General features: G+C 47.8%; 18 protein-coding genes. 6 read left to right on the plus strand and 12 right to left on the minus strand.

The window, feature by feature from the left end; genetic code table 11:
- Nucleotides 1–32: 32 nt before the first annotated feature.
- The 6 genes from AB4Z29_RS07305 to AB4Z29_RS07330 form a co-directional block, all read right to left on the minus strand.
- Complete coding sequence (locus tag AB4Z29_RS07305; protein ID WP_441942385.1) at nt 33–4,415, minus strand: beta-L-arabinofuranosidase domain-containing protein; 4,383 nt, start codon at nt 4,413–4,415, stop codon at nt 33–35.
- Between the two features lie 89 nt (nt 4,416–4,504).
- Complete coding sequence (locus AB4Z29_RS07310; RefSeq protein ID WP_441942386.1) at nt 4,505–5,101, minus strand: TlpA family protein disulfide reductase; 597 nt, start codon at nt 5,099–5,101, stop codon at nt 4,505–4,507.
- 49 nt (nt 5,102–5,150) lie between these two features.
- Complete coding sequence (locus tag AB4Z29_RS07315; RefSeq protein ID WP_441942387.1) at nt 5,151–6,161, minus strand: S-layer homology domain-containing protein; 1,011 nt, start codon at nt 6,159–6,161, stop codon at nt 5,151–5,153.
- Between the two features lie 329 nt (nt 6,162–6,490).
- Nucleotides 6,491–6,763 (minus strand): DUF6171 family protein, encoded by a 273-nt coding sequence (locus tag AB4Z29_RS07320; protein ID WP_441942388.1) that lies wholly within the window; start codon nt 6,761–6,763, stop codon nt 6,491–6,493.
- A 13-nt stretch (nt 6,764–6,776) separates the two neighbouring features.
- Complete coding sequence (locus AB4Z29_RS07325; RefSeq protein ID WP_441942389.1) at nt 6,777–8,270, minus strand: alpha-N-arabinofuranosidase; 1,494 nt, start codon at nt 8,268–8,270, stop codon at nt 6,777–6,779.
- Nucleotides 8,271–8,501: 231 nt separating this feature from the next.
- A complete protein-coding gene (locus tag AB4Z29_RS07330; RefSeq protein ID WP_441942390.1) occupies nt 8,502–9,281 on the minus strand; it encodes an alpha/beta hydrolase in 780 nt (259 codons plus the stop codon).
- A gap of 226 nt (nt 9,282–9,507) precedes the next feature.
- Between AB4Z29_RS07330 and AB4Z29_RS07335 the strand changes: the two genes are divergently transcribed.
- Both AB4Z29_RS07335 and AB4Z29_RS07340 read left to right on the plus strand, forming a co-directional pair.
- The gene (locus AB4Z29_RS07335) at nt 9,508–10,488 is read left to right on the plus strand and encodes an aldo/keto reductase (RefSeq protein WP_441942391.1); all 981 of its coding nucleotides are present in this window, start codon (nt 9,508–9,510) and stop codon (nt 10,486–10,488) included.
- Between the two features lie 166 nt (nt 10,489–10,654).
- Nucleotides 10,655–11,140: a C40 family peptidase gene (locus AB4Z29_RS07340; protein ID WP_441942392.1), complete on the plus strand. Its 486-nt coding sequence runs from the start codon at nt 10,655–10,657 to the stop codon at nt 11,138–11,140.
- A 205-nt stretch (nt 11,141–11,345) separates the two neighbouring features.
- Here AB4Z29_RS07340 and AB4Z29_RS07345 read toward each other — a convergent pair whose 3' ends face one another.
- On the minus strand, nt 11,346–11,954 hold the full coding sequence (locus AB4Z29_RS07345) for an ATP-dependent DNA ligase (RefSeq protein WP_441942393.1): 609 nt from the start codon (nt 11,952–11,954) through the stop codon (nt 11,346–11,348).
- A 132-nt stretch (nt 11,955–12,086) separates the two neighbouring features.
- Here AB4Z29_RS07345 and AB4Z29_RS07350 point away from each other — a divergent pair, with 132 nt between their 5' ends.
- Complete coding sequence (locus AB4Z29_RS07350; protein ID WP_183560184.1) at nt 12,087–12,296, plus strand: alpha/beta-type small acid-soluble spore protein; 210 nt, start codon at nt 12,087–12,089, stop codon at nt 12,294–12,296.
- Between the two features lie 205 nt (nt 12,297–12,501).
- The gene (gene fabV / locus AB4Z29_RS07355) at nt 12,502–13,692 is read left to right on the plus strand and encodes an enoyl-ACP reductase FabV (RefSeq protein ID WP_441942394.1); all 1,191 of its coding nucleotides are present in this window, start codon (nt 12,502–12,504) and stop codon (nt 13,690–13,692) included.
- A 63-nt stretch (nt 13,693–13,755) separates the two neighbouring features.
- On the opposite strand, the gene AB4Z29_RS07360 is transcribed toward fabV, so the two are convergent.
- Together AB4Z29_RS07360 and AB4Z29_RS07365 are read right to left on the minus strand one after the other, a co-directional pair.
- Nucleotides 13,756–13,986 carry a cold-shock protein gene (locus tag AB4Z29_RS07360; protein ID WP_183560189.1) on the minus strand — a complete coding sequence of 77 codons (231 nt, stop codon included), beginning with the start codon at nt 13,984–13,986 and terminating at the stop codon, nt 13,756–13,758.
- Nucleotides 13,987–14,056: 70 nt separating this feature from the next.
- Entirely contained in the window at nt 14,057–14,257 is a 201-nt protein-coding gene (locus tag AB4Z29_RS07365) for a cold-shock protein (RefSeq protein ID WP_053377054.1), read from the minus strand.
- Between the two features lie 284 nt (nt 14,258–14,541).
- Between AB4Z29_RS07365 and AB4Z29_RS07370 the strand changes: the two genes are divergently transcribed.
- Nucleotides 14,542–15,288 carry a CAP domain-containing protein gene (locus AB4Z29_RS07370; protein ID WP_441942395.1) on the plus strand — a complete coding sequence of 249 codons (747 nt, stop codon included), beginning with the start codon at nt 14,542–14,544 and terminating at the stop codon, nt 15,286–15,288.
- A 73-nt stretch (nt 15,289–15,361) separates the two neighbouring features.
- Here AB4Z29_RS07370 and hisC read toward each other — a convergent pair whose 3' ends face one another.
- The 3 genes from hisC to AB4Z29_RS07385 form a co-directional block, all read right to left on the minus strand.
- Nucleotides 15,362–16,474, minus strand: coding sequence for a histidinol-phosphate transaminase (gene hisC, locus AB4Z29_RS07375; RefSeq protein WP_441942396.1), 1,113 nt, complete (start codon nt 16,472–16,474; stop codon nt 15,362–15,364).
- A 135-nt stretch (nt 16,475–16,609) separates the two neighbouring features.
- Nucleotides 16,610–17,278: an S-layer homology domain-containing protein gene (locus AB4Z29_RS07380; protein WP_441942397.1), complete on the minus strand. Its 669-nt coding sequence runs from the start codon at nt 17,276–17,278 to the stop codon at nt 16,610–16,612.
- A 192-nt stretch (nt 17,279–17,470) separates the two neighbouring features.
- Nucleotides 17,471–20,017, minus strand: coding sequence for a beta-mannosidase (locus AB4Z29_RS07385; protein WP_441942424.1), 2,547 nt, complete (start codon nt 20,015–20,017; stop codon nt 17,471–17,473).
- Between the two features lie 368 nt (nt 20,018–20,385).
- Here AB4Z29_RS07385 and AB4Z29_RS07390 point away from each other — a divergent pair, with 368 nt between their 5' ends.
- Nucleotides 20,386–21,387, plus strand: a complete 1,002-nt coding sequence (locus tag AB4Z29_RS07390; protein WP_441942398.1) for a LacI family DNA-binding transcriptional regulator — start codon at nt 20,386–20,388, stop codon at nt 21,385–21,387.
- Nucleotides 21,388–22,153: the final 766 nt, after the last annotated feature.

Here is a 22,153-nt window from a genome sequence, read left to right on the forward strand (position 1 = left end):
GAGGAAGTGATGCATCTTCCTCCTTGGTCCGTTTAGCCCGTTATCCACGCGGCAAGCATAGCCAAATCCTCGATATCTATTATTCCATCGCGGTTTAAATCTGCCTTCCGGTGTTTCTCCCAATTCGGATCGCTGGTCGTTTTGCCGTAGGCGGCAGCTACGATAGCAAGGTCGCCAATGCTGCGTTTATTATCATTGTTTACGTCTCCGTCAGTCGGCTTAATGACGCCTGCATGGAAGAGCACAAGCGCTTCGTTCAGCTCCAGAATGGCCGCGGCGATTTGAGCTCTTGTCGCTTGCCCGTCTTCCGCGGTCAGCTTCGCTTTGTTAATCGCGGCTTGCAGCTGCTGCTTGACTGCGGCAGGGTATTGCCCGACCAATGTGCCCGTAACCGCTTCATCATAGGCAGCCTGGGCGATCGATATGGCTTCATGCAATGCGGCTTTGTCCGCTGGTGCCGCTTGAATATGCACGGTATGCCGCGCACCTCCAATCGGCAGCTCATGGCCCTCGCTGTTAGCCAGACTCATGTCGACTACGGAGATGACCGTATCCGATGCTTCCTCCAGCATCGCGGCCTGGAAGGAAAGCTTCAGCCATGCTTCATTCGGCGTCAATGCAACTCCCTCTCCGAATGCTAAAATACGGATTTTACCCGGCTCCAGCTCGTTCGGTTCAAGCACCGCCAGACCCTCACGCACCGATGCGGCACCTGAGAAGCTAAGCTTGCTTGGATCAAACGTAACCGTCACGTCCTGCGCATAGATGCCCTGATACACGCTATCCGTAACGCCTTGAACGGCTAACGTATATGAGGCTTGTTCACCGCTCGCCAAGCTTGCCGTCCCGCTCCATACAGCCTTAGGATCTGCTGTCGGCTCTTCTGGTTCATCGCTGGCTGAAGACAACGCAATGTAATCAAGCTCATAGAAGCCTGGGCTCGATCCATTCCCCCGCATGAACGTAATGGTGTTCGCACCTTCCTTTAGCTCTACGTTTAGGCTCGTTGCCATGAATCTTCCCCAATTAATCGTACCTGCAAGCTCCACGGAATGCTCTTCACCTTCATTAACGGTTATTTTGGCTGTCGCAGGCTGGTAATTACCGGTATTTTGGCCGTACCAAATAAACATCTTATAGGTCCCAGCAGCCGGAGCCTCAACCTGATCGAAGCTGACATAGCTGTCCGTGTAATCTATCCCTCCTACATAGCTGGAGCCGGATGCGTGCACGTTATTCGTGCGAGCCGTCGCTTTGAACAGCTTTGCCTGTTCCGCTTCATATTTAGCCGGAATGGCGCTAGCATCCTCCGTTACTTCCGGGAAATACGTCACTCGTAAATTTTCCGCTCCGAACGGAACTAGCGTAATTTGTTCTGTCGGCTCTGCGGAGTAGACCGGTCCGACAGGCGGCTCAGCTGCCGAGACTCCGTTAGGCGCTTTGCCCCATGCTGGAATTCGTTTGCCCTTGGCAATCAGCTTGATTGGCGTCGTCTCCTGCAGGAAAGGGTTTTCCGGCATTTCGGAGGTGACTACCTCGATAGAAGCTCCAGGGTTGTCACGGTCAATCAGCAGGCAGTAATTCCAAGGCGACTTGGCATCGATCGCGTACTCTTTGAAGCCAGGCGCTTTGATCTGAGGAGCTGGATTCGATTTTTCTACCCAGTTTTCCTCGATCTTGAGGGAAAAAACAAGCGGACCGCGTTCGATTCCTATGGAATTGTTAACCCAAGTCGAGGTTTTAATTTCCATTGGAAGCGTCAATGAAACGGTATCTCCTTCTTTCCATTGTCGTTCGATCGTATAATACTCACCGGATTTCGCAGCCGGCTGCAGCTGTCCATTTACGGTAATGACTGCATTTTTTGTCCATTCCGGTATGCGGAGCTTAAGCGGGAACGTTACGCTTTCGGAAGCCTCCTCGATCGTGAACGAAATCTCATCCTCGAACGGATAATTCGTCGTCTCCTTCACCGTTACGTTCGCGCCTTTGATGGCAGCCGAGACACGGCTAGGTCCGTATGCGATAACGCCAAGCCCTCCATCGGACGTGCCTGCCCACATATCCTTAACAAAATAAGGCCAGCCCATATGCATGTTGAAGCGGCAGCACGGAAATCCGGAATATGGCGATTGCACTGTTCCGTTGCCGTAGTTTTGCTTAAAGCCATGATCCGTCACGCCGCTCTGCACCTGATTCGGGAGCGAATAGTACTGGTGGGTCTTCAGATCCTTGCTCATGGAACCCGGAAGCGAATTAAATGTAATTTTCTCGAGTGCGTCTCCGATATGGGGATCGCCCGTTATCATTGCGGCGACAGCGTTGCTATGTATCCGCTCCACGATGGCGCATAATTCCACGCCCTGCGTCGATGAGAGGCCCGCAAGCATCTCCGTACCCGAGTTCATGCCGGTAATTTGATTATGCAATTGGTCGAGATGCTGATTCCCGGCCTGAAAAGCCCGTTTATCCGCTTCATTATTCGAAACTTGAGAATAAATGGCTGAGGTTTTAATCGATTGATTAACATTAACTGTATGCTGCGTGTAGAAGTTGTCGGGGTTGCTCTTAGCTGGCGTGAGGAAGTTGTTGTTCGTAAAAACATCTGTCGTATCGGTTCCTTGCGTATGCAGCTTCTTGGCTAGCTGAATCAGGAATGAATCTCCGGTCCGATTGTACAGCCATAGCACGACATTCAGATTGTCTCCGCTGCGGACTTGGCCCCAATCTCTGAGCGGCCTTCCGTCCAGGTTATTCAACTGATAATGGAAATAATTCGTAAGAAACGAGAGCACCCGCTCGTCTTCGGTCGCTTCGTAATAATCCTTGAGCACGTAGAGCGCTACCATGCGCGGCCACCAATCATTGTCGCTGGCAGGGCCGAAGAACCCGTCCTCACGCTGGCTTGCGAGAATCCAGCTTACCCATTTCTGCGACTTCGCGATTAGCTCCGGATCATCAAGCGTGTATGCGAGGGCTACCAAACCTTTCACATAATAAACAGGACGTTCCCAATTCGATTCTGGCGCAGTTCCCCCAAGCCATTCCGAATTCGTGTTTAGCTCGCCATATAAATCCTCCGCGTACCCGGTTGCTCCTTCCTTCATGAGCTCAAGCTGGGTGAGCAGCCAGCCATCCGCCTTCACCGAGCCTAATGGAAGCGGTACAAACGGCGTTTGCGCAAGCGGCTCCTTATTCGCAACCGGCTCCTTGAACGATTCGACCGGGACAGCATAATCAGTGGCGATAAAGTTATCAAATACGGAATCTGCTTCATCCGCCCATAATCCAATACCTCCCGAAGACCACTTCAGCTCGCTGTCATCACGGTAATCCATAACGGCATTATGCATATCGTCCAAAAATATTTTGATGCCGGAGCCGTAAGTGACGACCTTAAGCTGATAGAACGTTTGAAGGTTAACAGCAGCCAACGCTTTTACAGCTTTAAGCTCGGTCCATTCCTCGTGGAGCCGGCTCAGCACTAGACTGCCATCACCTCTCAAACTAACATAATAACCGTCTGCTAGACCGTCTTTGATAGTAGGCTGGCTCCGGAACACGAGTCCTGCCGAGCCCTCCGCGTCTTGCAGCGAGATGTCTGCTTCTAACGTGAAATCATGAAAGATCGTGTCCTTCACGAATAGTGCTTGCCGCTGGCCGGCATTCACCGTTAGGCCTCCTGATTGCAATTTCCAATCACCTTTCGCCGGCTGCCAGTTCGGCAGGGAGATCGATTCATCTTGCGACTCAAAAGCATCCACGAATCGTTCAGCTCCTTTATCGTCGGCTAAGCGAATATTATCGTAGGTGGGCTTGGACTGATACAGCCTTACGCCTGCCTGGCCCTTCGTATAGGTTGTGTCCGTTTGCTCCAGAACTAGAGAACCGTTCACATAGAACTTTATTTGCGAACCGATAGCGCTCACTTTAAAGGAATAAACCGTATTGGGATTGACGGGAATTGAGGCTCGCTTCAGCTCGGTCCATTTATTATCCATGCGTCCCAAGAATACACTGCCGGTTCCTTGAGCGGATATGCCTGCATAATAACCTTTCACATTGTCCGCTCCCGGTGCTGCGCTTATCGTCCGCAGAAGAAAGCCTGCGTCGCCTTTCCGATCCGGGAAGCTAATGTCTCCCTCCATGCTGCCATCCTGTAATTCATTTTCCTTAATTAACGCTTTCGAGCCTGAGCCGCTATCGGCAGTCATCATACTGTTCTGCACGGACCATACCCCGTCAACCACTTGCCATTTCTCATTAATGACCGAACGATTGAAATGATCCTCGAAAAATCCCGGTTCTGGCTCATTCGAAGCTTCCACATGCACGGCCGGCATAAATAGGCTTGCGTACATGGAGAAAACTAGCGGTATTGCAATCCATGTCTTCAGCTTTGCGCTGAACCTCATCCTGCTTCACTCCCTCAGTCTCTGGTCTTGCCGTCTTGCACTTCATTCCTTGCCTGCTCTTTTCATCCCGCATTGGCCTCTAGCGATGCTCACCTCCCTTCGGACAGCATGTTCAGCTTGCTCTCGAATTCCATAGGATCAATCAGATGGAAGGTGTCCAGCACCTTGCCGTCGGTATCGATAATAAATGTCGTAGGCAAGGCATGCAGCTCATACAAATACGAGGCTCGTTTGTTCGCATCGAGCAGATTCGTGAATTTCCACCCATTTTTTTGGATAAAATCACTAATCTGGTCTGCTTGCTTCTCTTCTGAGGATAAATTCACGCCGTAGAAATCGATTTTGTCTTGAAACCGTCCGTGAAGCTTCTGTAAGGTTGGCGCTTCGATGCTGCACGCCTCACACCAGCTGGCCCAAAATTGCAAAACAATCGGCTTTTCATTCGTCTCGCCAATTGTGTACGTATTCCCATCCATCGCCTTCAAGGTAAAGGATGGAGCCCTTACCTCTGACGTTGACTTACGGTGCAGCGCCGCTTCCTGACTCACGCTAAGCACGCTCTCGAGGGAAGAAGCATTCAGCTTCTTGCCCTCAGCTTCGCTGGATTCGTCCGATTGGAAAATTAGCAGCATGCCAAAGAGCGTTGCGGCAATAAAAACAACAATGATTACGACTGAGCTTTTCACTGCATCAACTCCATTGCTTCTTGATCACATGCGGTTCTTCAACGCGTATTCATTTCAAATCGATGATCGCCAGCAGCAGCGTTACCGCTTCTGCCCTTGTCGCATTTGCAGCCGGCGCAAAAAGATTGTCTCCTCTGCCTTTGATCACACCTGCTTGCGCAGCCATCGCGACAGAAGGTTCAGCCCATGCCGGAATTTGCTCGCGATCGGCAAAGACCGTTTTTTGTGTCGTATCCACTTGCCATTTGAGCGCCCTTGTCACCATGACCGCAATTTCACTCCGGTTGATCGGCCGGCTTGGGCGGAACGTCTGATCCTCGTAACCTGTAAGTATACCTGCCGCAACCGCAGCTGCAACCTCCTCTGCCGCCCAGCTAGGAATGCCGTCAGCATCCTTGAATGCCAGATTCTCGGCGCTGCCTGCCTTCAAGTCAAGGGCCCGAACGAGCATAGCAGCGAACTCTGCACGGGATACCTGCGCGTTAGGACGGAAGGTTCCGTCGCTATAACCGTTAATAAATCCAAGTGCAACTCCACGTTCGATGGCTGCTTTGGCCCAGTGCCCATTGATATCCTTTAAGAGCGTTCCCATGCTGTTAAGTACGGCGGCCAGCTTGACCTCTGGTTTTAGCGTTTGCGGCTGAAGTTTGCTATCCACGAGCTTCACATCGGTAAGCTTAATGTCTGCGGAGCCAGTACCTAATTGCTCAAACAATAGAGTAGAGAGAACCACCTTCCCGTTTTCACCTGCTTTTTGGCCGATCTTTGTCGTTGCGCATACCAGTTGGCTCCCTTCCACAAGCGGCGTAATGGAATAACCCGTCATCCCGCTTACCGCACTTTTGAATCGCAGCTTTGACTTATCGAAGGAGAGCTTCACTTCAAAGGCATACATGTCGGATAATTGATCTGCCGTCAAAACAACTCGTATTTCACGATCCGATTTTTCTTGCTGCAGCGTAAAAACAGGAGACTCCGCTGCAAAAACGAAATTCGGCATTGCCATCGCAAACAGCATAATCATGATTCCAAACGATATAAAACGCTTACAATTCAACATAACAATCGACCCTTTCGATGCATAATGTGTGGTTGACTCAACGGAAAATACATAGAACCTGCTCATGCTCGGTCGTGATACATTTTGTATCACAGTTTATATGAGAAAATACGCTGTCGACTTTGCATACGATTGCCGCGTAACCGCAACTGAAGCTAAGCATGCTGCCGATACCTTTATTTTACAAACTTGAATTCCAATTGTATTTGCAATATCAGGCTAAAAGTTATGAATTTCCGCCGTTCATTTGACTTCACCTCCCTCCAATCACAAAAAGACCGCCCACCATTAACACGGTGGGCGGTCTTTAGATTATTTAATACCTCTTATTAGGCATGCTTCAGCCAGCGGCTGTCTCCTGGATTCGGGCATGCGCGGTCTTTATATTTGGCAGCGATACGGACGAAGCAACCGCATACCGTGCATGTGGTGCCATACTGAAACTTCGGACATGCCCGGCATGCCTGCAAGCGCTCCTCGTATATGTCATCGGGCACGCTGATCTCAGATTGAAACATCGGCGCTGCCAAGATGCGATCGATTTGCGCATCCGTCACACGGTAATCATCCCGGCATCCCTTGCATTCATTCCGGCTGCTCATAGCTGCATGATTCCTATTCGGAAATGAGCTCAAGCACCGTGACTGACATTGGCGAGAGCTTCGCGCTTATTGTGGAGCCATTTACCGTGAAAGCTTGATAAGCAGATGGTTTTACCGCTTCTGGCTGATCGAACGTATTGTGCGCGTCTTTAATCGAAGCAGTCAGCTCCGTTCCCGATACAGCGATACCTAGCCCAGTTAAGCCGCGCAAATCGATCTCTACATCGGCAGCAGCATCGTTATCCAAATTGCATAGGCTGATGTGAATGCGGCCTTCGGCATCCTTAGAGGCCGATACCGAAACCTGAGGGATTTTCTCGTTGTTATGCGCGTAATCTTGGCTTTCGATAGCGGTAGTCAGCAAATCAGCGCCTTGATGCACCTTATACATATCAAAAACATGGTACGTCGGCGTAAGCAGCATCTTCTCGCCCTCGGTCAAAATAACCGATTGAAGAACGTTAATCACCTGAGCGATATTCGCCATTTGCACCCGATCGCAATGATCATGGAAAATATGAAGGGTCACGCCTGCAACGAGCGCATCCCGAATCGTATTTTGCTGGTAAAGAAAGCCTGGGTTCGTTCCCGGCTCAACGTCAAACCAAGTGCCCCATTCATCGACAATCAGGCCAATGCGCTTAGACGGATCATATTTATCCATGATCGTAGAATGGCGCGTAATCAGCTCGTCCATCCAAAGCGCCTTCTTCAGCGTGCTGTACCACTCATCCTCTGAAAAGCCTGTAGCTGCACCCTTCTCTGACCAGCTAGCACCCGGAACTGTGTAATAGTGCAAAGAGATAGAATCCATCAAGCCATGTGCTTCACGCATGACCACTTCCATCCAACGGTAATCGTCGACGTTAGGGCCGCAAGCGATTTTGTGAATTTTATTCTCTCCGTAATTGCGCACATACGTCTGATACCGACGGTATAGATCCGCATAATACTCAGGGCGCATATTGCCGCCGCAGCCCCAGTTCTCATTGCCGACGCCGAAATATTTGACATTCCAAGGCTCTTCACGACCGTTCTCGCGACGCAGCTCAGCCATCGGCGAAACGCCATCAAAGGTCATATATTCCACCCATTCAGACATCTCCTGAACCGTGCCGCTTCCCACATTTCCCGAAATGTAAGGCTCGCATTCCAGCATTTCACATAACATCAAAAACTCATGCGTGCCGAAATGATTGTTTTCCACCACTCCGCCCCAGTGCGTGTTGATCATCCGTTTGCGTGACTCACGCGGGCCGATGCCGTCCTTCCAATGATATTCATCCGCAAAGCAGCCGCCCGGCCAACGCAGTACGGGTATGTTAAGCTTCTTAAGCGCTGCTACAACATCGTTCCGGATTCCGTTCGTGTTTGGGATCGGTGAGTCTTCCCCCACCCAAATGCCCTCATATATGCAACGTCCCAAATGCTCAGAGAAATGTCCATAAATATTGCGGTTAATCGTACCCGCCGTTAGGTCGGTATTGATCGTTATCCGATTTGCCAAAGAAATCAACCTCGCTTTTTATGTGGATGGATAAATCGTCTATATATGAATTAATATGTTTATTTATTCAATCATAAAAATATTAATCCTAAACAAATCATAATGGGAGCGGATACAATTTGCAACCCTTATTTCGGAAAATATTGCAATACGCTTCGAATCATGTTGCTGTACGCAAAAAACACACCGAATATGTCCTATTCGGTGTGTTTTATCCTATGATCTATATGCTTATTCGGAGATCGGAAGCCATTTCAAAAACTGTTGGATATGCGTATCCCAATAGCCCCATTCGTGAGTGCCTGGCCCTTCGACGTAAGTCAAAGGATAATCAGCTTGCTTCGCAGCGTCTAGGAAAGCCAAATTATCCTTATACAAGAAATCCTCCGTGCCGCAGCATTGGAAGAGCAGCGGCTTCTGAGCGGAATCCCGCTGATTCAAAACGAGATGCAGCAAATCTTCATTTGATCCTGTAATATCCTTCTCGCCGTAGATGAGACGGAAATAGGTGTTCATATGCGGCATAGTGGCATCTTTAATATGATTTGCCATATCTAGCGCACCGGACAAGCTGCCCGCGGCAGCAATTCGATCCGGGTGCCGCAGCGCCCATTTGAACGCGCCATAACCTCCCATGGATAAGCCTGCAACATAATTGTCCTCCCTTGCGTCTGAAAGGGGGAAGAAGGAACGGGCGATGACCGGCAGCTCCTCTGTGAGGAAGGTCCAATATTTATTGCCGTATTCCATATCCGTGTAAAAGCTTTGATGCACATTGGGCATGACGACTGCAAGGCCAAGCTCGGCTACATAGCGTTCAATCGAAGTTCTCCGTGCCCATATGGTATCGTCATCGGAGAGTCCGTGAAGCAAATACAAGGTTTTATGCAGCTTTTGACTGCTGCGATTGGTAAGGCCGATCTGGGAAGTCGTTTGCTGAGGCAGAATAACCGTCATTGAGGTGCTAAGGCCTAGTGCTTCGGAATAAAAGTTGCAGGTTATGAACGCCATTCGGAAAGCCTCCTGAAATATAGTAAAAGTATGCAGTCCTTAATAATAGTAATGTAGCACCATTATGAAGCGCTTGCAAATAAAACCGCTGTTATCGGCTTAGTGCTCGCCTTATGCGCCACAAAGTTAGTTAGTGAACTTTTTTTCAGTGCTTATATCAAAAGAAATTGCAAGGTATAATAGAAACCGTCTAAGCATAATCCAAATATTCGGAGGTTGATGAACAATGAAATTGATGCCCTTAGAGCGTCGAGGAATATCGGACAGCCGTTTAGCACTAGGATGTATGGGACTTGGCGGAAGCTGGGATCTTGCAGACCCGATTACAACTGATCATGTACGTCAGGCCGAAGCTGCCGTTGATGCCGCTCTTTCCATCGGCATAACGATGTATGACCACGCCGATATTTATACGAGAGGCAAAGCAGAATCTATCTTCGGACAAGTTCTGAAGCAGCAGCCTAAGCTGCGTGAGCAGATCGTCATCCAGTCGAAGGTAGGCATTCAGCTGTCAGACGGTGTATTGCCTGGTCGTTTCAACTTCTCGAAGGAGCATATCCTGCCATCGGTAGACGGAATTCTAGAGCGGCTTGGAACGGAATACCTTGACGTCCTGCTGCTGCACCGTCCTGATCCGCTAATGGAGCCGGACGAAATTGCCGAAGCCTTCACTAAGCTGAAGCTGACAGGCAAAGTACGCAACTTCGGCGTTTCCAATATGAGCCCTGGCCAAATTCGCTTCCTCCAGCGCGCACTCCCTGATCCAATCGTTGTGAATCAGTTGGAACTTAGCTTGCTGCGTCATGACTGGGTTGATCAAGGCATTCATGTGAACCAGAAAGCTGGGTTAAAAGACAATTTTTCTGAAGGCTTGATGGAATTCATGCAGATGGAGGACATACAAATTCAAGCATGGGGACCGCTCGCCCAAGGCAGATTCTCGGGTAGAGTTTCGGAGAATGCAAGCGAAGCAGAAATTCAAACGGCAGCTATGGTGAAGCAAATCGCGGATGAGAATGGCACAACGCCAGAATCCATCGTTCTCGCTTGGCTGATGAAGCATCCCGCTCGTATTCAGCCGGTAATCGGCACGATAAATCCACAGCGCATTATCGCATGTAAAGATGCCGTTCAACAAGCAGAAATTATGACACGAGAGCAATGGTACAGCTTGCTAGTAAGCGCTAGGGGCGTAAACATGCCTTAATTTCTGCTGTCCATCTTTAATTATGAGTATTTTTTCATTTAATTCTCATAAACTCTCAGAATCCCTATAATAGCTAACCGTTCGCTCTCATCTGCGAATTTCGCCGTTTTTTTATGTGTTATAGTCATTACACATAAAACGAAACGCGGAGGGACATCCTGACAGCATGAGAACATCACACTTACTGAAATCGATTGCCAAAGCAGGCATTTGCAGCGCGATCGTCATGTCGGCAATCACATTAGGCTCTTTTGCGCCAAAGGCGCATGCAGCAACACCTGAAACATTAGATCTTATTTCGACTGGGAAAGAATATATCGGCACACCTTATAAATTCGGCGCACCAGCTGGCGTTACATACGCTTTTGACTGCTCGTCATTTACCCAGTTTTTGTACAAAGGCCTGGATGTTAAACTTCCACGCTCTTCTTCTGCGCAAGCAGGAGTTGGCGAGAAAGTTGCCAAAGGTTCTTTAAGCGTGGGCGATCTTGTATTTTTCAATACGAATGGCAAGTCCATTAGCCATGTCGCTATTTATGCCGGCAATAACAAAATGATTCACAGCTCCACTAGCCAAGGCGTTACGGTTACAAGCCTCGGAAGCAGCTATTGGGCAAAGAAATACGTAACGGCAAGACGCGTTCTTAGCTAGGTAAGTCGCATATGATGAATAAATATTATGGGCTGCAGCCGCTTTTTTTAGGGATTGCAGTCTTTTGTTTACTATCTACTTAACCATATGGAAAACAAATGAAACAATACGATTCATAAAAAAGGATACTGCTAGCTCATGCTAAGCGTATCCTTTTTCGTTTACTCATTCACTTGCATATAGCTGACTTCCCATTCACTCACGCTCACATCGCTAAATGTTTATATTCGCCATTGAGCACCTGCACCCAATCACCCTGCTTGCCCTCCATATAGATGCTATCCTTGCGTTTGCAGGCAACGCCCTCCAATTCAGAGCTTTTGACAAGATCGAACAGCGCTGAGCCTTCCCGTTCGACGTATAGCATTTTTTTGAAATAGGCATTATCCTCCAAGATGAAGTTAAGCAGCTTCTTCCGCTCCAGCAGCGGCTGTTTTCTCATATCAAGCCCGTTATAATACAGCAGATCGAATACGAAAAATATAATGGGATTTGTCCGTTTTGCTTCTCGGATCATCGGCTCTTTTTTGATGCGATACCTTTCCTGAAGGACGCGGTAATCGAAAACGCCCGAATCCGGGTTCACATATGCAACCTCGCCGTCCAATAATACGTCAGCCGGCACTCGCAATGGAACATTATGTAGTTCGGGATACTGCCTAGTCACGTCGTTACAATGCTTTGTATATAAGTTCGGCTTGCTATGAATGAACGATAGCTGCAGCCGGTGTCCGTCAATAAGCGGCTCAAATATATAATTATCATCATCAAAAGGCTGAGCATGCTCTGTCATAAGCATCGGTTTTACAAACATAACGGCGCCTCCTTCCGTCTAACCATTCTAGCATGAAATTACTCTAAAAATCGGCGGTAATTTTAGGTGGAATTCACGAATAATCTCCTTTGTGCTTTCGCATAATAGTAGCAAGAAGGAGGCTGAGAAAAGATGGCAAACCGCACAAATCAACTTCTTGTACCGCAAGCGCGCGCAGCGCTGGAGCAATTGAAATTCGAAGTAGCTCAAGAGCTTGGCATACAACTTCCGCAAGACGGCTATTATGGCCATATGACAACGCGCGATATGGGCTCCATCGGCGGATTGATTACTCGCCGGCTCGTTCAAATCGCAGAGCAGCAGCTCGCAGGCCGCCGTTAATTTCTACATAAATAAGCGCCAAGGCAGCACATATGCTGCCTTGGCGCTTATTTGTTCTTGTCTTCCCTCTATTTTCACACAAAAACTGCTCAGTCTGCCTCCTTAGAACTTCCCTTCTGTCCTAAAAATCTGTAAAATGGGATAGAGTTGTCCCACTACATAACGCTTACTCACAAAATTTCATAATAGAGAGGAATATTCCAATATGATTATCCAACCGAAAACACGCGGATTTATTTGTACGACTGCACATCCCGAGGGCTGTGCCCAGCAGGTACAGCGCCAAATTGACTATGTAAGCGCTCAGCCTGCCATAACCGGTCCTAAGAACGTATTGGTCATTGGAGCTTCCACTGGCTACGGTCTCGCTTCACGCATCGTATCCTCCTTTGCAGCAGGCGCGAACACCATCGGCGTATATTTCGACAAAGCTGCTGAAGGCGCTCGCACAGCATCTGCAGGCTGGTACAATTCAGCTGCTTTCGAGGACGCTGCCGCAGCTGCAGGCCGCAAATCGTACAGCATCGTGGGAGACGCCTTCTCCGATGAAATCAAAGCGAAAACGATTGACTTAATTCGCACGGAGCTTGGTCAAATCGACCTTGTCGTATACAGCGTTGCATCACCGCGCCGTACACATCCCAAAACAGGCGAAACTTTCTCCTCCGTCATTAAGCCGTTAGGCGGCACGTATACGAACAAAACAGTCAATTTCCATAGCGGTGAGGTGTCACAAGCTACGATTGAGCCGGCTACCGAGGATGAGCTTCGCCAAACGATTGCCGTAATGGGCGGCGAGGACTGGCAAATGTGGATCGATGAGCTTTCAGCAGCAGGTGCGCTTGCAGATGGCGCGACAACTGTCGCTTATTCCTATATCGGTCCAGAAATCACGCATGCTGTTTACCGCGAAGGTACAATCGGAGCTGCCAAAAACGATTTGGAAGCTACAGCTAAGCGATTGAATGATCAGCTCGGCGCAGCTGGCGGACGCGCGTTCGTCTCCGTCAACAAAGCGCTAGTCACACAATCCAGCTCGGCTATTCCGGTTGTTCCGCTTTATATTTCCGCACTGTATAAAGTCATGAAGGAAAAAGGCATTCACGAGGGCTGTATTGAGCAAATGTACCGGTTGTTCTCTGACCGACTTTACGGCAGCAGCGAAACGGCTGTTGATGAAAAAGGTCTGATTCGTGTCGACGATTGGGAGATGAGACCAGAGATTCAAGCCGAGGTTGCGGATGTATGGGCGAAGCTTTCCACCGAAAACGTGTACGAGCTATCCGATCTGGAAGGCTATCGTCGTGAGTTTTTCCAGCTGTTCGGCTTCGAGACGGACGGTATCGATTATGAAGCAGACGTGAATCCAGAAATTAATATTCAAAACTTGCGATAAGCATTAAAAAAGGACGTTGAGTCGGATAACCGATTCAACGTCTTTTTTTGAGCGATATTCAAACTAAGAAATTAATTTACCGGGTTTTAATGATTTGATATCTTTGTTTGAGTTGTTTAACGTAATGAGCATCTTTTCGCTTCTTACCATAACCGAGTGACAAAGAAAGCAAGCTGGCACATGTTCGAATGCAAAATCATCACGAATCCAGCCTTTGCAGGTATCGTTCTCACAGGTCCAAATAACGGTGCTCTCCTGAGGGTGATCTTCTAACGATTTTCTACGAAAATACATTGTACAATCCTCCTTTGGCCTATAAAAAAAGAGCCCTTAACAAATGTTAAGGGCTCTTTATGTGTAAAACCTACAGTTTTACAACGTTTTCTGCTTGTGGTCCACGGTTGCCTTGAGTTACGTTGAACTCAACGCGTTGGCCTTCGTCAAGGGATTTGAAACCTTCGCCTTGAATTGCGGAGAAATGTACGAATACGTCATTTCCACCTTCAACTTCGATAAAACCAAAACCTTTTTCTGCGTTAAACCATTTTACTGTACCTTGTTCCATTATAAAAACCTCCAATAAGTTTTTTAACATGTTTTTTCCAGAAAAACTAAAAATCACACATTGAGAAAAGTATCATTGTACAAATGACAACCCTTTTCAATATGTGAATTCAAGGATTAAATTTGTTATTTGTATTAACAATATACCATAGGCGTTTTCATTACGCAAGTCCTTCCTTCAAAAAAACCAAAATCTTTTATGAAGGCTTGGGATAGCCGCAGTCCTCCGGGGAAAATATAAAGGCGTGACAAGCATTCTATTCTAATCATACGAGGTGTACTTACATGAAGAAGTTCGTTGCGATTGCTGCATTATTAGTCGTTACCGGCTGTTCGTCGGGCTCTAACATGATGCACAAACAGTCTGCCCACGAGTATGCCAAAGACAATGCGCCTTTGATTACCGCAGCACCGCATGTTACCCGAGCCTCGTCGGTCGCCACAACGTCGCCGGGAAAACCTTCAGGCACGCTCAGAGGCTCGCAGTTTACGTTCCCGGATTGGCTATTCGGCGATGGAACGGGATTCCAAAATCCAGCAAATCCAACCAATCCGACCACTCAATACCCTGTAACCAAGCAGCCTACGACCCAATATCCGCCAACTCAAAAACCGAGCACTCAAGCTCCCGCAACTCAAAATCCTAGCGGTGAAAAAGCAGCTACAGGACAATTTGAGCAGCAGGTGCTGCAAATCGTGAATGCCGAACGCTCCAAAGCAGGCTTAGGCGCATTATCGATGGACAGCAAGCTTGCCAACATGGCCATGGTCAAAGCAAAGGACATGTCCGACAACAACTATTTCGATCATAATTCTCCTACGTACGGATCGCCCTTTGACATGATGAGACAATTCCAAATCACGTACAGCTCAGCCGGCGAGAACATTGCCAAAGGTCAACCGACCGCTGAACGCGTAATGAATGACTGGATGAACAGTCCCGGGCATAGAGCAAACATTCTAAACGGCAGCTTCTCGAAGATCGGTGTAGCTTACTACAATGGATCTTGGGTACAAGAATTTATCGGATAGACCTTATGCAGCAGAGACCTGTTCCGGAGCTTTCTCCAGAGCAGGTCTCTTTCTCATGCAGAAAGCATGAACATCATAGCTCTTGCTTCCACAATTCCTTCAGCGCAGCAATCAGGCATTCGTTTTCTGTCCTCGTACCGATCGATATTCGCACATGCAGCGGCAGATTCCACATTTTTCCGTGTCGCACGATTATTCCTCTTGCCATAAGCTGCTCATAAATGCGCTCTGCGTGCTCACCAAGCTCGACAAGCACAAAGTTGCTCATGCTCTTAGTATAGCCGCAGCCCAGCTCATTAAGCTCTTGGTAGAGGTATTCCCGCTCTTCCCATACGAGCTGCTGTGATCTCTTCACATGATCGGTATCGCCTAATGCTGCTGCAGCGGCAGCTTGTGCTAGTGCGTTTACATTAAAAGGCTCCTTAACCTTCAAGATGCTTCGTACAATCGGTTCCGGTGCTATGCCATAGCCAGCTCGTATGCCTGCCAGCCCATAAATTTTGGAGAACGTGTTCAAGACAAGCAGCGGATATCCCTTTCTTACCAAGGAAACGCCATCCGAATATGATTCATCCGACGCGAAATGGCTGTATGCGGCATCCACAACAACCAGCACCCTTTTCGGCAGCGAATCGAGAATAATCTTCAAGTCCTTTTCCGCCAAAAAAGTTCCAGTTGGATTGTTCGGCGAACATAGGTAAATGATTTTGGTGCGATCCGTGACAGCTGCTAGAATCGACTGCACATCGTACTGGAAATCGGACTTCAAAGGAACCGTGATGGTCCGAGCATCCAACAGCTGTGCTCCAAATGCATATTCGCTAAAGGTCGGGCTAGGCACAACAATTTCGTCTTCCGCATCCAGAAATGCTTCCGATATTAATGTGATGAGCTCGTCTCCTCCATTTGTTACGATAACCTGCTCAGGCGCGAGGTCATAATGGATTGCTATGGTTTGCTTCAAACGAAGAGCTTGGGCATCCGGATATCTATGCAGCTCGGATAAAGCATCCTTCATGGCCTCCAGCGCCAAAGGCGACGGTCCAAGCGGATTTTCATTGGATGCGAGCTTAATGACCCGCTCCAAGCCATGCTCCTGCTGAACTTCCCAAACCGGCTTGCCTGGGGAATAAGGCTTCATTTGGTCCAGCGCCTTGCGCGCGCGAACCTCGATATTTTGCTTCATAAGTATGATCACCTTCACGAATATAATAGAAAACTTTATCACTATAATACATTAATCCTTTTAAGCGGTAAAGTAAATATGCAAAAAGAAGAGCCCTTTCAGGCTCCTCTTCTCAATCGCGTTTCTTTTTCGTGCTTATTCAGCTGATGGCGCTGGATGCGCATCAATATAGGCGAGTGCATTGAATATGAGAACTGCTGCATCCGCACGTGTAATTTCATCGGTAGGATTAAAGTTTCCTTCCGCATCAAGCTCAGCGATTTTTAGTACAAGCGCTCTTTGGACAGATCCATCATACGAGACGGATAGCTCAGCCTGGTCGTTAAACTCCATTGGAATGATCTTAATCATCGGCAGGTTGCTGTGCTTCTCAATAGCAAGGATAAGCTGATGCGTGAACTCTTCCTTTGTCCATGTTTTGCTAGGGTCCAGATCCGTTGGCAAGCCAATGTCATTATTCGCCGCGATGATAAGCGCATCCGCATACCATGCGTCATCGTTCGCTTTCGGGAAATAATCAGTGGCATGAGGCTCTTTAATAAAGCGAAGCGTATCGATATTCAGTTCAAGCGCGTTCACGATGAGTTGAATACCTTGCGCTGCCGTTAGCGTTGCGTCTGGAAAAAAGCGGTCCGCGCTAACACCTTTCACTAAACCTTTATTTTGCAAAGAGGTAATTTTATCCTTAGCTATTACATTCGCGATATCCGAGAACGAAGTATTCGCCGCAAAGCTTTGTCCGGCTATGGATAGGGTAAGCACTGCTGTTGCTGCTAATGTAACGAGTTTGAATTTGTTTGTCATGGTAATCACCTCATCATGTATTTGGAACGTTCCTCCCTCATAGACGGGCTTTACAAAAAAAGGTTGCAACAACACTTACTTTTATTTATAAACTAAATAATTCATTAACAATTTCCGTTTATCACATGAAAAAAAAGCGCGAAATGACCATAACGAGTATCATTCCGCGCTTTTATAGGTGAAGCTTTATCATTAATTCTCTGCTAAGAAATCGATCATGGAGCGAACCTGAACCGTCCCTGCAGCCGCAGGCTTGCTTGCCTGTTCATCCTGAGCTCGGTACGAGAATGTAATTACTTTGTCTACGCCTGGGATAAGATCAAAGAAATTATCATTGAACATGCCCTCATGCTCCGCTTTTACCCAAACTTGCTTGGCGAGGACATCGCTGCTCAGCCTAAAGGCGGTGCCTTCGCTGCCTTCTACCTCCGATATGCGTATGGAACCCGCGGATAGCTTCTGATCCTTCGCTTTGGTGAAATAATACGTCTTGCTGTCCAGCTGGATGCCATTTTGCAGCAGCTCGCCGTACAATACGACGCTTCCAGCTTCGAAGCCCGCTAACCATTCCTGCTCATGAATGGAAGCGACGACTGCAGAGCTGTTGCCGTCCAATGAGACCTCAGTTGTAAGCTGCTTCACGATTGTTCCAGCGAAATCGTAAAGCGTCAGCCGCAGCTCACCGGCTATTGGCGAAAGCAGATCCGTTATGGCGTATGCGCGCACGACGCCTTCATCTGTCCGATCGAAAGAAAGCATCGTGTCGGCAAAGCTTCTTTTGGCGTAATATTGCATAGCTTTCCATTTGCCGTAATAATCCATGCCTGCCCAAGAAGCTACCGGCCAGCAATCATTCATTTGCCAATAAAGAGTTCCCATGCAGTAAGGCATATTGCGACGATGCGCTTCAATCGCCATTTTCATCGCTTCGGCTTGCAGCACTTGGCTCATGTATAGAAATGCCGGAAAATCCTTTGGCTGCTTCATATAAATATCCATGTACTCTTTAATCAGACGATTTCCGTCTCCGTTCTTCTGATGGGCCCGCATTACTTTTGAATCCAGTGCCAAATCCGCTTCGGTAGCGAAGGTCATGACTGTATCGTATTCCGGGAAGGATTGGAAGCCGTATTCGCTCATAAAGCGTCCAACCTTTACGTTATAATTCTCGAAAGGCTCGACAGCGTGCCAAACTCCCCAGTAGTGGATATCACCCTCCGTAGAGAGTGGATGCGCATGCTGGTTTATATCACCTGTCAAATCGATCATCGGCGAAGATGGCCAGTATGGCGTATTTGGCGCGAACGCCGTAACAGCTTCCGGCAGAATCTCATGGAAGATTGACTCGTAATCCGCCCATATGACGGCCCGTTGGTTAAGCGTATATTCCTTTTTCCAGCCCCAGCCGCCGTTCTCATCGTATTGTGCCCAAGCAGAGTCGATTTCGTTGTTGCCGCACCAAAGCACGACCGAAGGATGGTTGCGCAGGCGTTTTACGTTTTCAATGGCTTCCTGACGCACATTATCCAGAAAAGCCTGGTCACCTGGGTACATGCTGCAAGCGAACATAAAGTCCTGCCATACCATAATGCCATACTCATCGCACAGCTCATAGAAAACCGACTGCTCATATATTCCGCCGCCCCAAACGCGCAGCATGTTCATGTTGGATTCAACTGCCGCCACGATTTCATGACGGTAGCGTTCGTCGGTCACGTTTGTGATGAAGCTGTCATTCGGAATATGATTGGCGCCTTTGGCAAAGACAGGTACACCATTCAGTTCAAAATAAAAGCTGGCTCCCTTATCATCTTTGTCGCGCACTAGGCGGACAGAACGCAAGCCAGTTCGTGCAGAGCGTTCCGAGATCAAGTCCTTGCCGTTAAGAAGCTCAGCCGTGAAGGTATAAAGGTTAGCTTCTCCAAGCCCTCTACTCCACCATAGCTTGGGGTCAGGGATAACCGCCTTGATTTCTATGGTCTGGACTCCCTGTTCAATGCTCGCTTCCTGTTCCCAAGTAAAGTTTTCCGTGCTTATTCTAACCGTACCGTGCCAAGCAGACTCAGCTTCTATTTCCACAAAAACCGTCAAATCGGCTTGTGAGGCCGTTACTTCATCCTGCTGGATATGCACGTCAGCAATTTTGCTGTTCGACCATCCTTCAAGCCTCGCTTCCCGCCATATCCCGCTCGTTACGAATCGAGGACCCCAGTCCCATCCATAATGATAAGGCGCTTTTCGTGCAAAAATACTAACTTTCTGAGCACCAAGCCCGCCAAGCTCGGATTGGTCATTCGAAGCCGGTAGGTTGTAGCCTAGCTTATCGATTTTCGGCAGGTCCTCCTGAACCGGAGAACGGAATTTAATAAGCAATTGATTTTGTTGAGGCTTCACGATTGCCTTCACGTCAGCCTTCCACGCTCGGAACATATTATCTGCGGATAGGACATGCTGTCCATTCAAGTATACATCCGCATAAGTATCCAGACCGTCAAAAACGAGCTCCAGCACAGACGACTGCAACAGCTCCGAAGGCACGTCGAACTGCGATTCATATTCCCAATCTATTTTATCAATCCATTGCAGGTCATGCTCATTCGTCGCATAAAACGGATTCTCGATCTTCCCATTGCGAAGCAGATCGGTATGCACACAGCCCGGAACGACTGCTTGCAGCCATTCCTTTTCCTCGCAAGCTTTAAATTTCCAATTATTTAGTACTTGTTGTGTCGCTCTCATTGTGTCCTCCCGAATGTCAGGCTCGTTTTTTGTTTTCATCACACCAACTTCACCTAACATATTCTAACACATTCTGCCTAACGGTCAACGATTTTTGTTATTTTATTAGCGTTTGTTATTTGTGACCTAATTGCTACGAAACTATAAAATTTGAGTGAGACTCGTTCCATTTCCTCAGCTTATCGACAACCGATTACAAAATAACAAAAATAACATTTATGAAAAATAAACTAACAATTAAACAATTCTCAAAAATAACGTTTACTGCACATTCGTTTCCTGTAAAATAGGTATCAAATGATTATCGTACAGAGCATTAAACCGATAGGCTTATCATCTCAATACTCCAAACAAAGTAGGCTGAATCCATGCGTAAAAAAGTAACGATACAATCCATCGCCGACCTTACGGGCCTTTCCAAATTCGCCGTATCACGCGCCCTTTCTGGCAAATCCGGCGTAAGCCCGCAAACGAGAGAGTTTATTTATAAAGCTGCGGGGCAGCTTGGCTACTTCAAGGATGCTCCTGCCGGACAGTTGTCCAATGAGCTTCGCACAATGGAACCGCGACAATGGACGGGAACGGTTCTTGTGCTATTTCCGAACGTTCGCTATCAGAATACGGATTCCGTTTATTGGGGTCCCGTATTTAACGGCATTTCCTCTCGTCTGAATCAACAAGGAATCAATATACTGACCTTGACCGAGCCCTCGGATGATTCCATGTTTTCCTTGCTGAAGCCGGAAGCAATCATGGGCGTCATTACCGTCGGTACGATTTCTACGCAAATTTTGCAAGAAATCAAACGAATCGGTATCCCTATCGTTATGGTTGATCATGTGGAGCCAAGCTTCCATTGTGATTCTGTCTTTACGGACAACCTATCGAGCATGCGGGAAATCATGGAGTATGTCATACGGAAAGGATATCGCAACTTTCAGTTTCTGGGGAATATACGCGATGCGCACAGCTTCTATGAACGATTCCTTGGCTTTCGTTCCGCTCTTGACGACCACGGCATTGAACTGAATCAGATTCCATCCTTGAACGGTCCAGAGATTGAGCAGATTCAAGACACGCTACAAGCTGCCGTTATAGAGCATGGATTGCCTGAGGTATTCGTTTGCGCGAATGATATTTTTGCTAAGGTAGCGCTGGACATCCTGCGTCAAATGGACATAAGCATACCTGAAAGCCTTGTTTTTACCGGCTTCGATAATACGTATCCCGAGGTGCCATTTCTTGCTACCGTTAACGTAGACAAAGAGCTGCTTGGCAAAAGAGCCGTAGATAAAATGCTATGGCGGATCCTAAATCCGAATACCCGATATGAGAAGGTGCTTATTCAAGCGGAAGTCATTCTCCATTAATCAGACTGACCATGCCATGAAAAGTAGACAGCAAGAAACCCTCAGTTACAACTGGTTGTCTAACTATCTATACCGCCCTACGTTGCAGTTTCTGCAGTAGAATGACCAGTTAGCACGCCAACAACCACTCTACATTGCATTTTCTGCAATGAAATCAGCAGATTCAAGTTTGTTTCAACGGAATTTCCGGTTTTCGTTGTACTTTGTACAACGCAGCCTCTCAGGTGGCAGCAGATGTGAGGTTTCTATTGCACTTTCTGCAGCATAACTTCCACGATAGCTCAGACTATACTAGGTTACTCCAAAACCCTAGTAACGTCTGAGCTATGTTGCGTTTCTGCAGCGTGGTTCCAATTTAGCGCGAACAACACTAAGTAAATCCCCCTCCCCCAAGTAACATCCGCCCTACGTTGCAGTTTCTGCAGCGTGGTTCCACTTTAGCGCGAACAACACTAAGTAACTCCCCCTCCCCCAAGTAACATCCGCCCTACGTTGCAGTTTCTGCAGTAGAATGACCAGTTAGCACGCCATCACACCTCTACATTGCAGTTTCTGCAATGAAATCAGCAGATTCTAGTTTGTTTCAACGGAATTTCCGGTTTTCGTTGTACTTTGTACAGGTCTGTTGATTAACCAAAAAATGGAATGAAAAAAGGCCGCCTATTCGGTAAACTGTTTGTACCCCTACAAACATCCGAAACGAGGCGACCTCATGAAAAAGTCTACTAGGTTATCGAATATTCTGCAAACTATTTTACCGAAAGCA

It is taken from the genome of Paenibacillus sp. 2TAB23, assembly GCF_052115165.1.
GTDB lineage: Bacteria > Bacillota > Bacilli > Paenibacillales > Paenibacillaceae > Pristimantibacillus.

Excerpts from the sequence above, each read along its gene's own strand:
- AB4Z29_RS07360 (WP_183560189.1), bottom strand. The coding sequence starts at position 13,986 with ATGTATTTTCGTAGAAAATCGTTAGAAGATCACCCTCAGGAGAGCACC.
- AB4Z29_RS07315 (WP_441942387.1), bottom strand. The coding sequence starts at position 6,161 with ATGTTGAATTGTAAGCGTTTTATATCGTTTGGAATCATGATTATGCTG.
- AB4Z29_RS07345 (WP_441942393.1), bottom strand. The coding sequence starts at position 11,954 with ATGTTTGTAAAACCGATGCTTATGACAGAGCATGCTCAGCCTTTTGAT.
- AB4Z29_RS07385 (WP_441942424.1), bottom strand. The coding sequence starts at position 20,017 with ATGAGAGCGACACAACAAGTACTAAATAATTGGAAATTTAAAGCTTGC.
- AB4Z29_RS07305 (WP_441942385.1), bottom strand. The coding sequence starts at position 4,415 with ATGAGGTTCAGCGCAAAGCTGAAGACATGGATTGCAATACCGCTAGTT.
- AB4Z29_RS07370 (WP_441942395.1), top strand. The coding sequence starts at position 14,542 with ATGAAGAAGTTCGTTGCGATTGCTGCATTATTAGTCGTTACCGGCTGT.
- AB4Z29_RS07380 (WP_441942397.1), bottom strand. The coding sequence starts at position 17,278 with ATGACAAACAAATTCAAACTCGTTACATTAGCAGCAACAGCAGTGCTT.
- AB4Z29_RS07335 (WP_441942391.1), top strand. The coding sequence starts at position 9,508 with ATGAAATTGATGCCCTTAGAGCGTCGAGGAATATCGGACAGCCGTTTA.
- hisC (WP_441942396.1), bottom strand. The coding sequence starts at position 16,474 with ATGAAGCAAAATATCGAGGTTCGCGCGCGCAAGGCGCTGGACCAAATG.
- AB4Z29_RS07390 (WP_441942398.1), top strand. The coding sequence starts at position 20,386 with ATGCGTAAAAAAGTAACGATACAATCCATCGCCGACCTTACGGGCCTT.
- fabV (WP_441942394.1), top strand. The coding sequence starts at position 12,502 with ATGATTATCCAACCGAAAACACGCGGATTTATTTGTACGACTGCACAT.
- AB4Z29_RS07350 (WP_183560184.1), top strand. The coding sequence starts at position 12,087 with ATGGCAAACCGCACAAATCAACTTCTTGTACCGCAAGCGCGCGCAGCG.
- AB4Z29_RS07365 (WP_053377054.1), bottom strand. The coding sequence starts at position 14,257 with ATGGAACAAGGTACAGTAAAATGGTTTAACGCAGAAAAAGGTTTTGGT.
- AB4Z29_RS07330 (WP_441942390.1), bottom strand. The coding sequence starts at position 9,281 with ATGGCGTTCATAACCTGCAACTTTTATTCCGAAGCACTAGGCCTTAGC.
- AB4Z29_RS07340 (WP_441942392.1), top strand. The coding sequence starts at position 10,655 with ATGAGAACATCACACTTACTGAAATCGATTGCCAAAGCAGGCATTTGC.
- AB4Z29_RS07320 (WP_441942388.1), bottom strand. The coding sequence starts at position 6,763 with ATGAGCAGCCGGAATGAATGCAAGGGATGCCGGGATGATTACCGTGTG.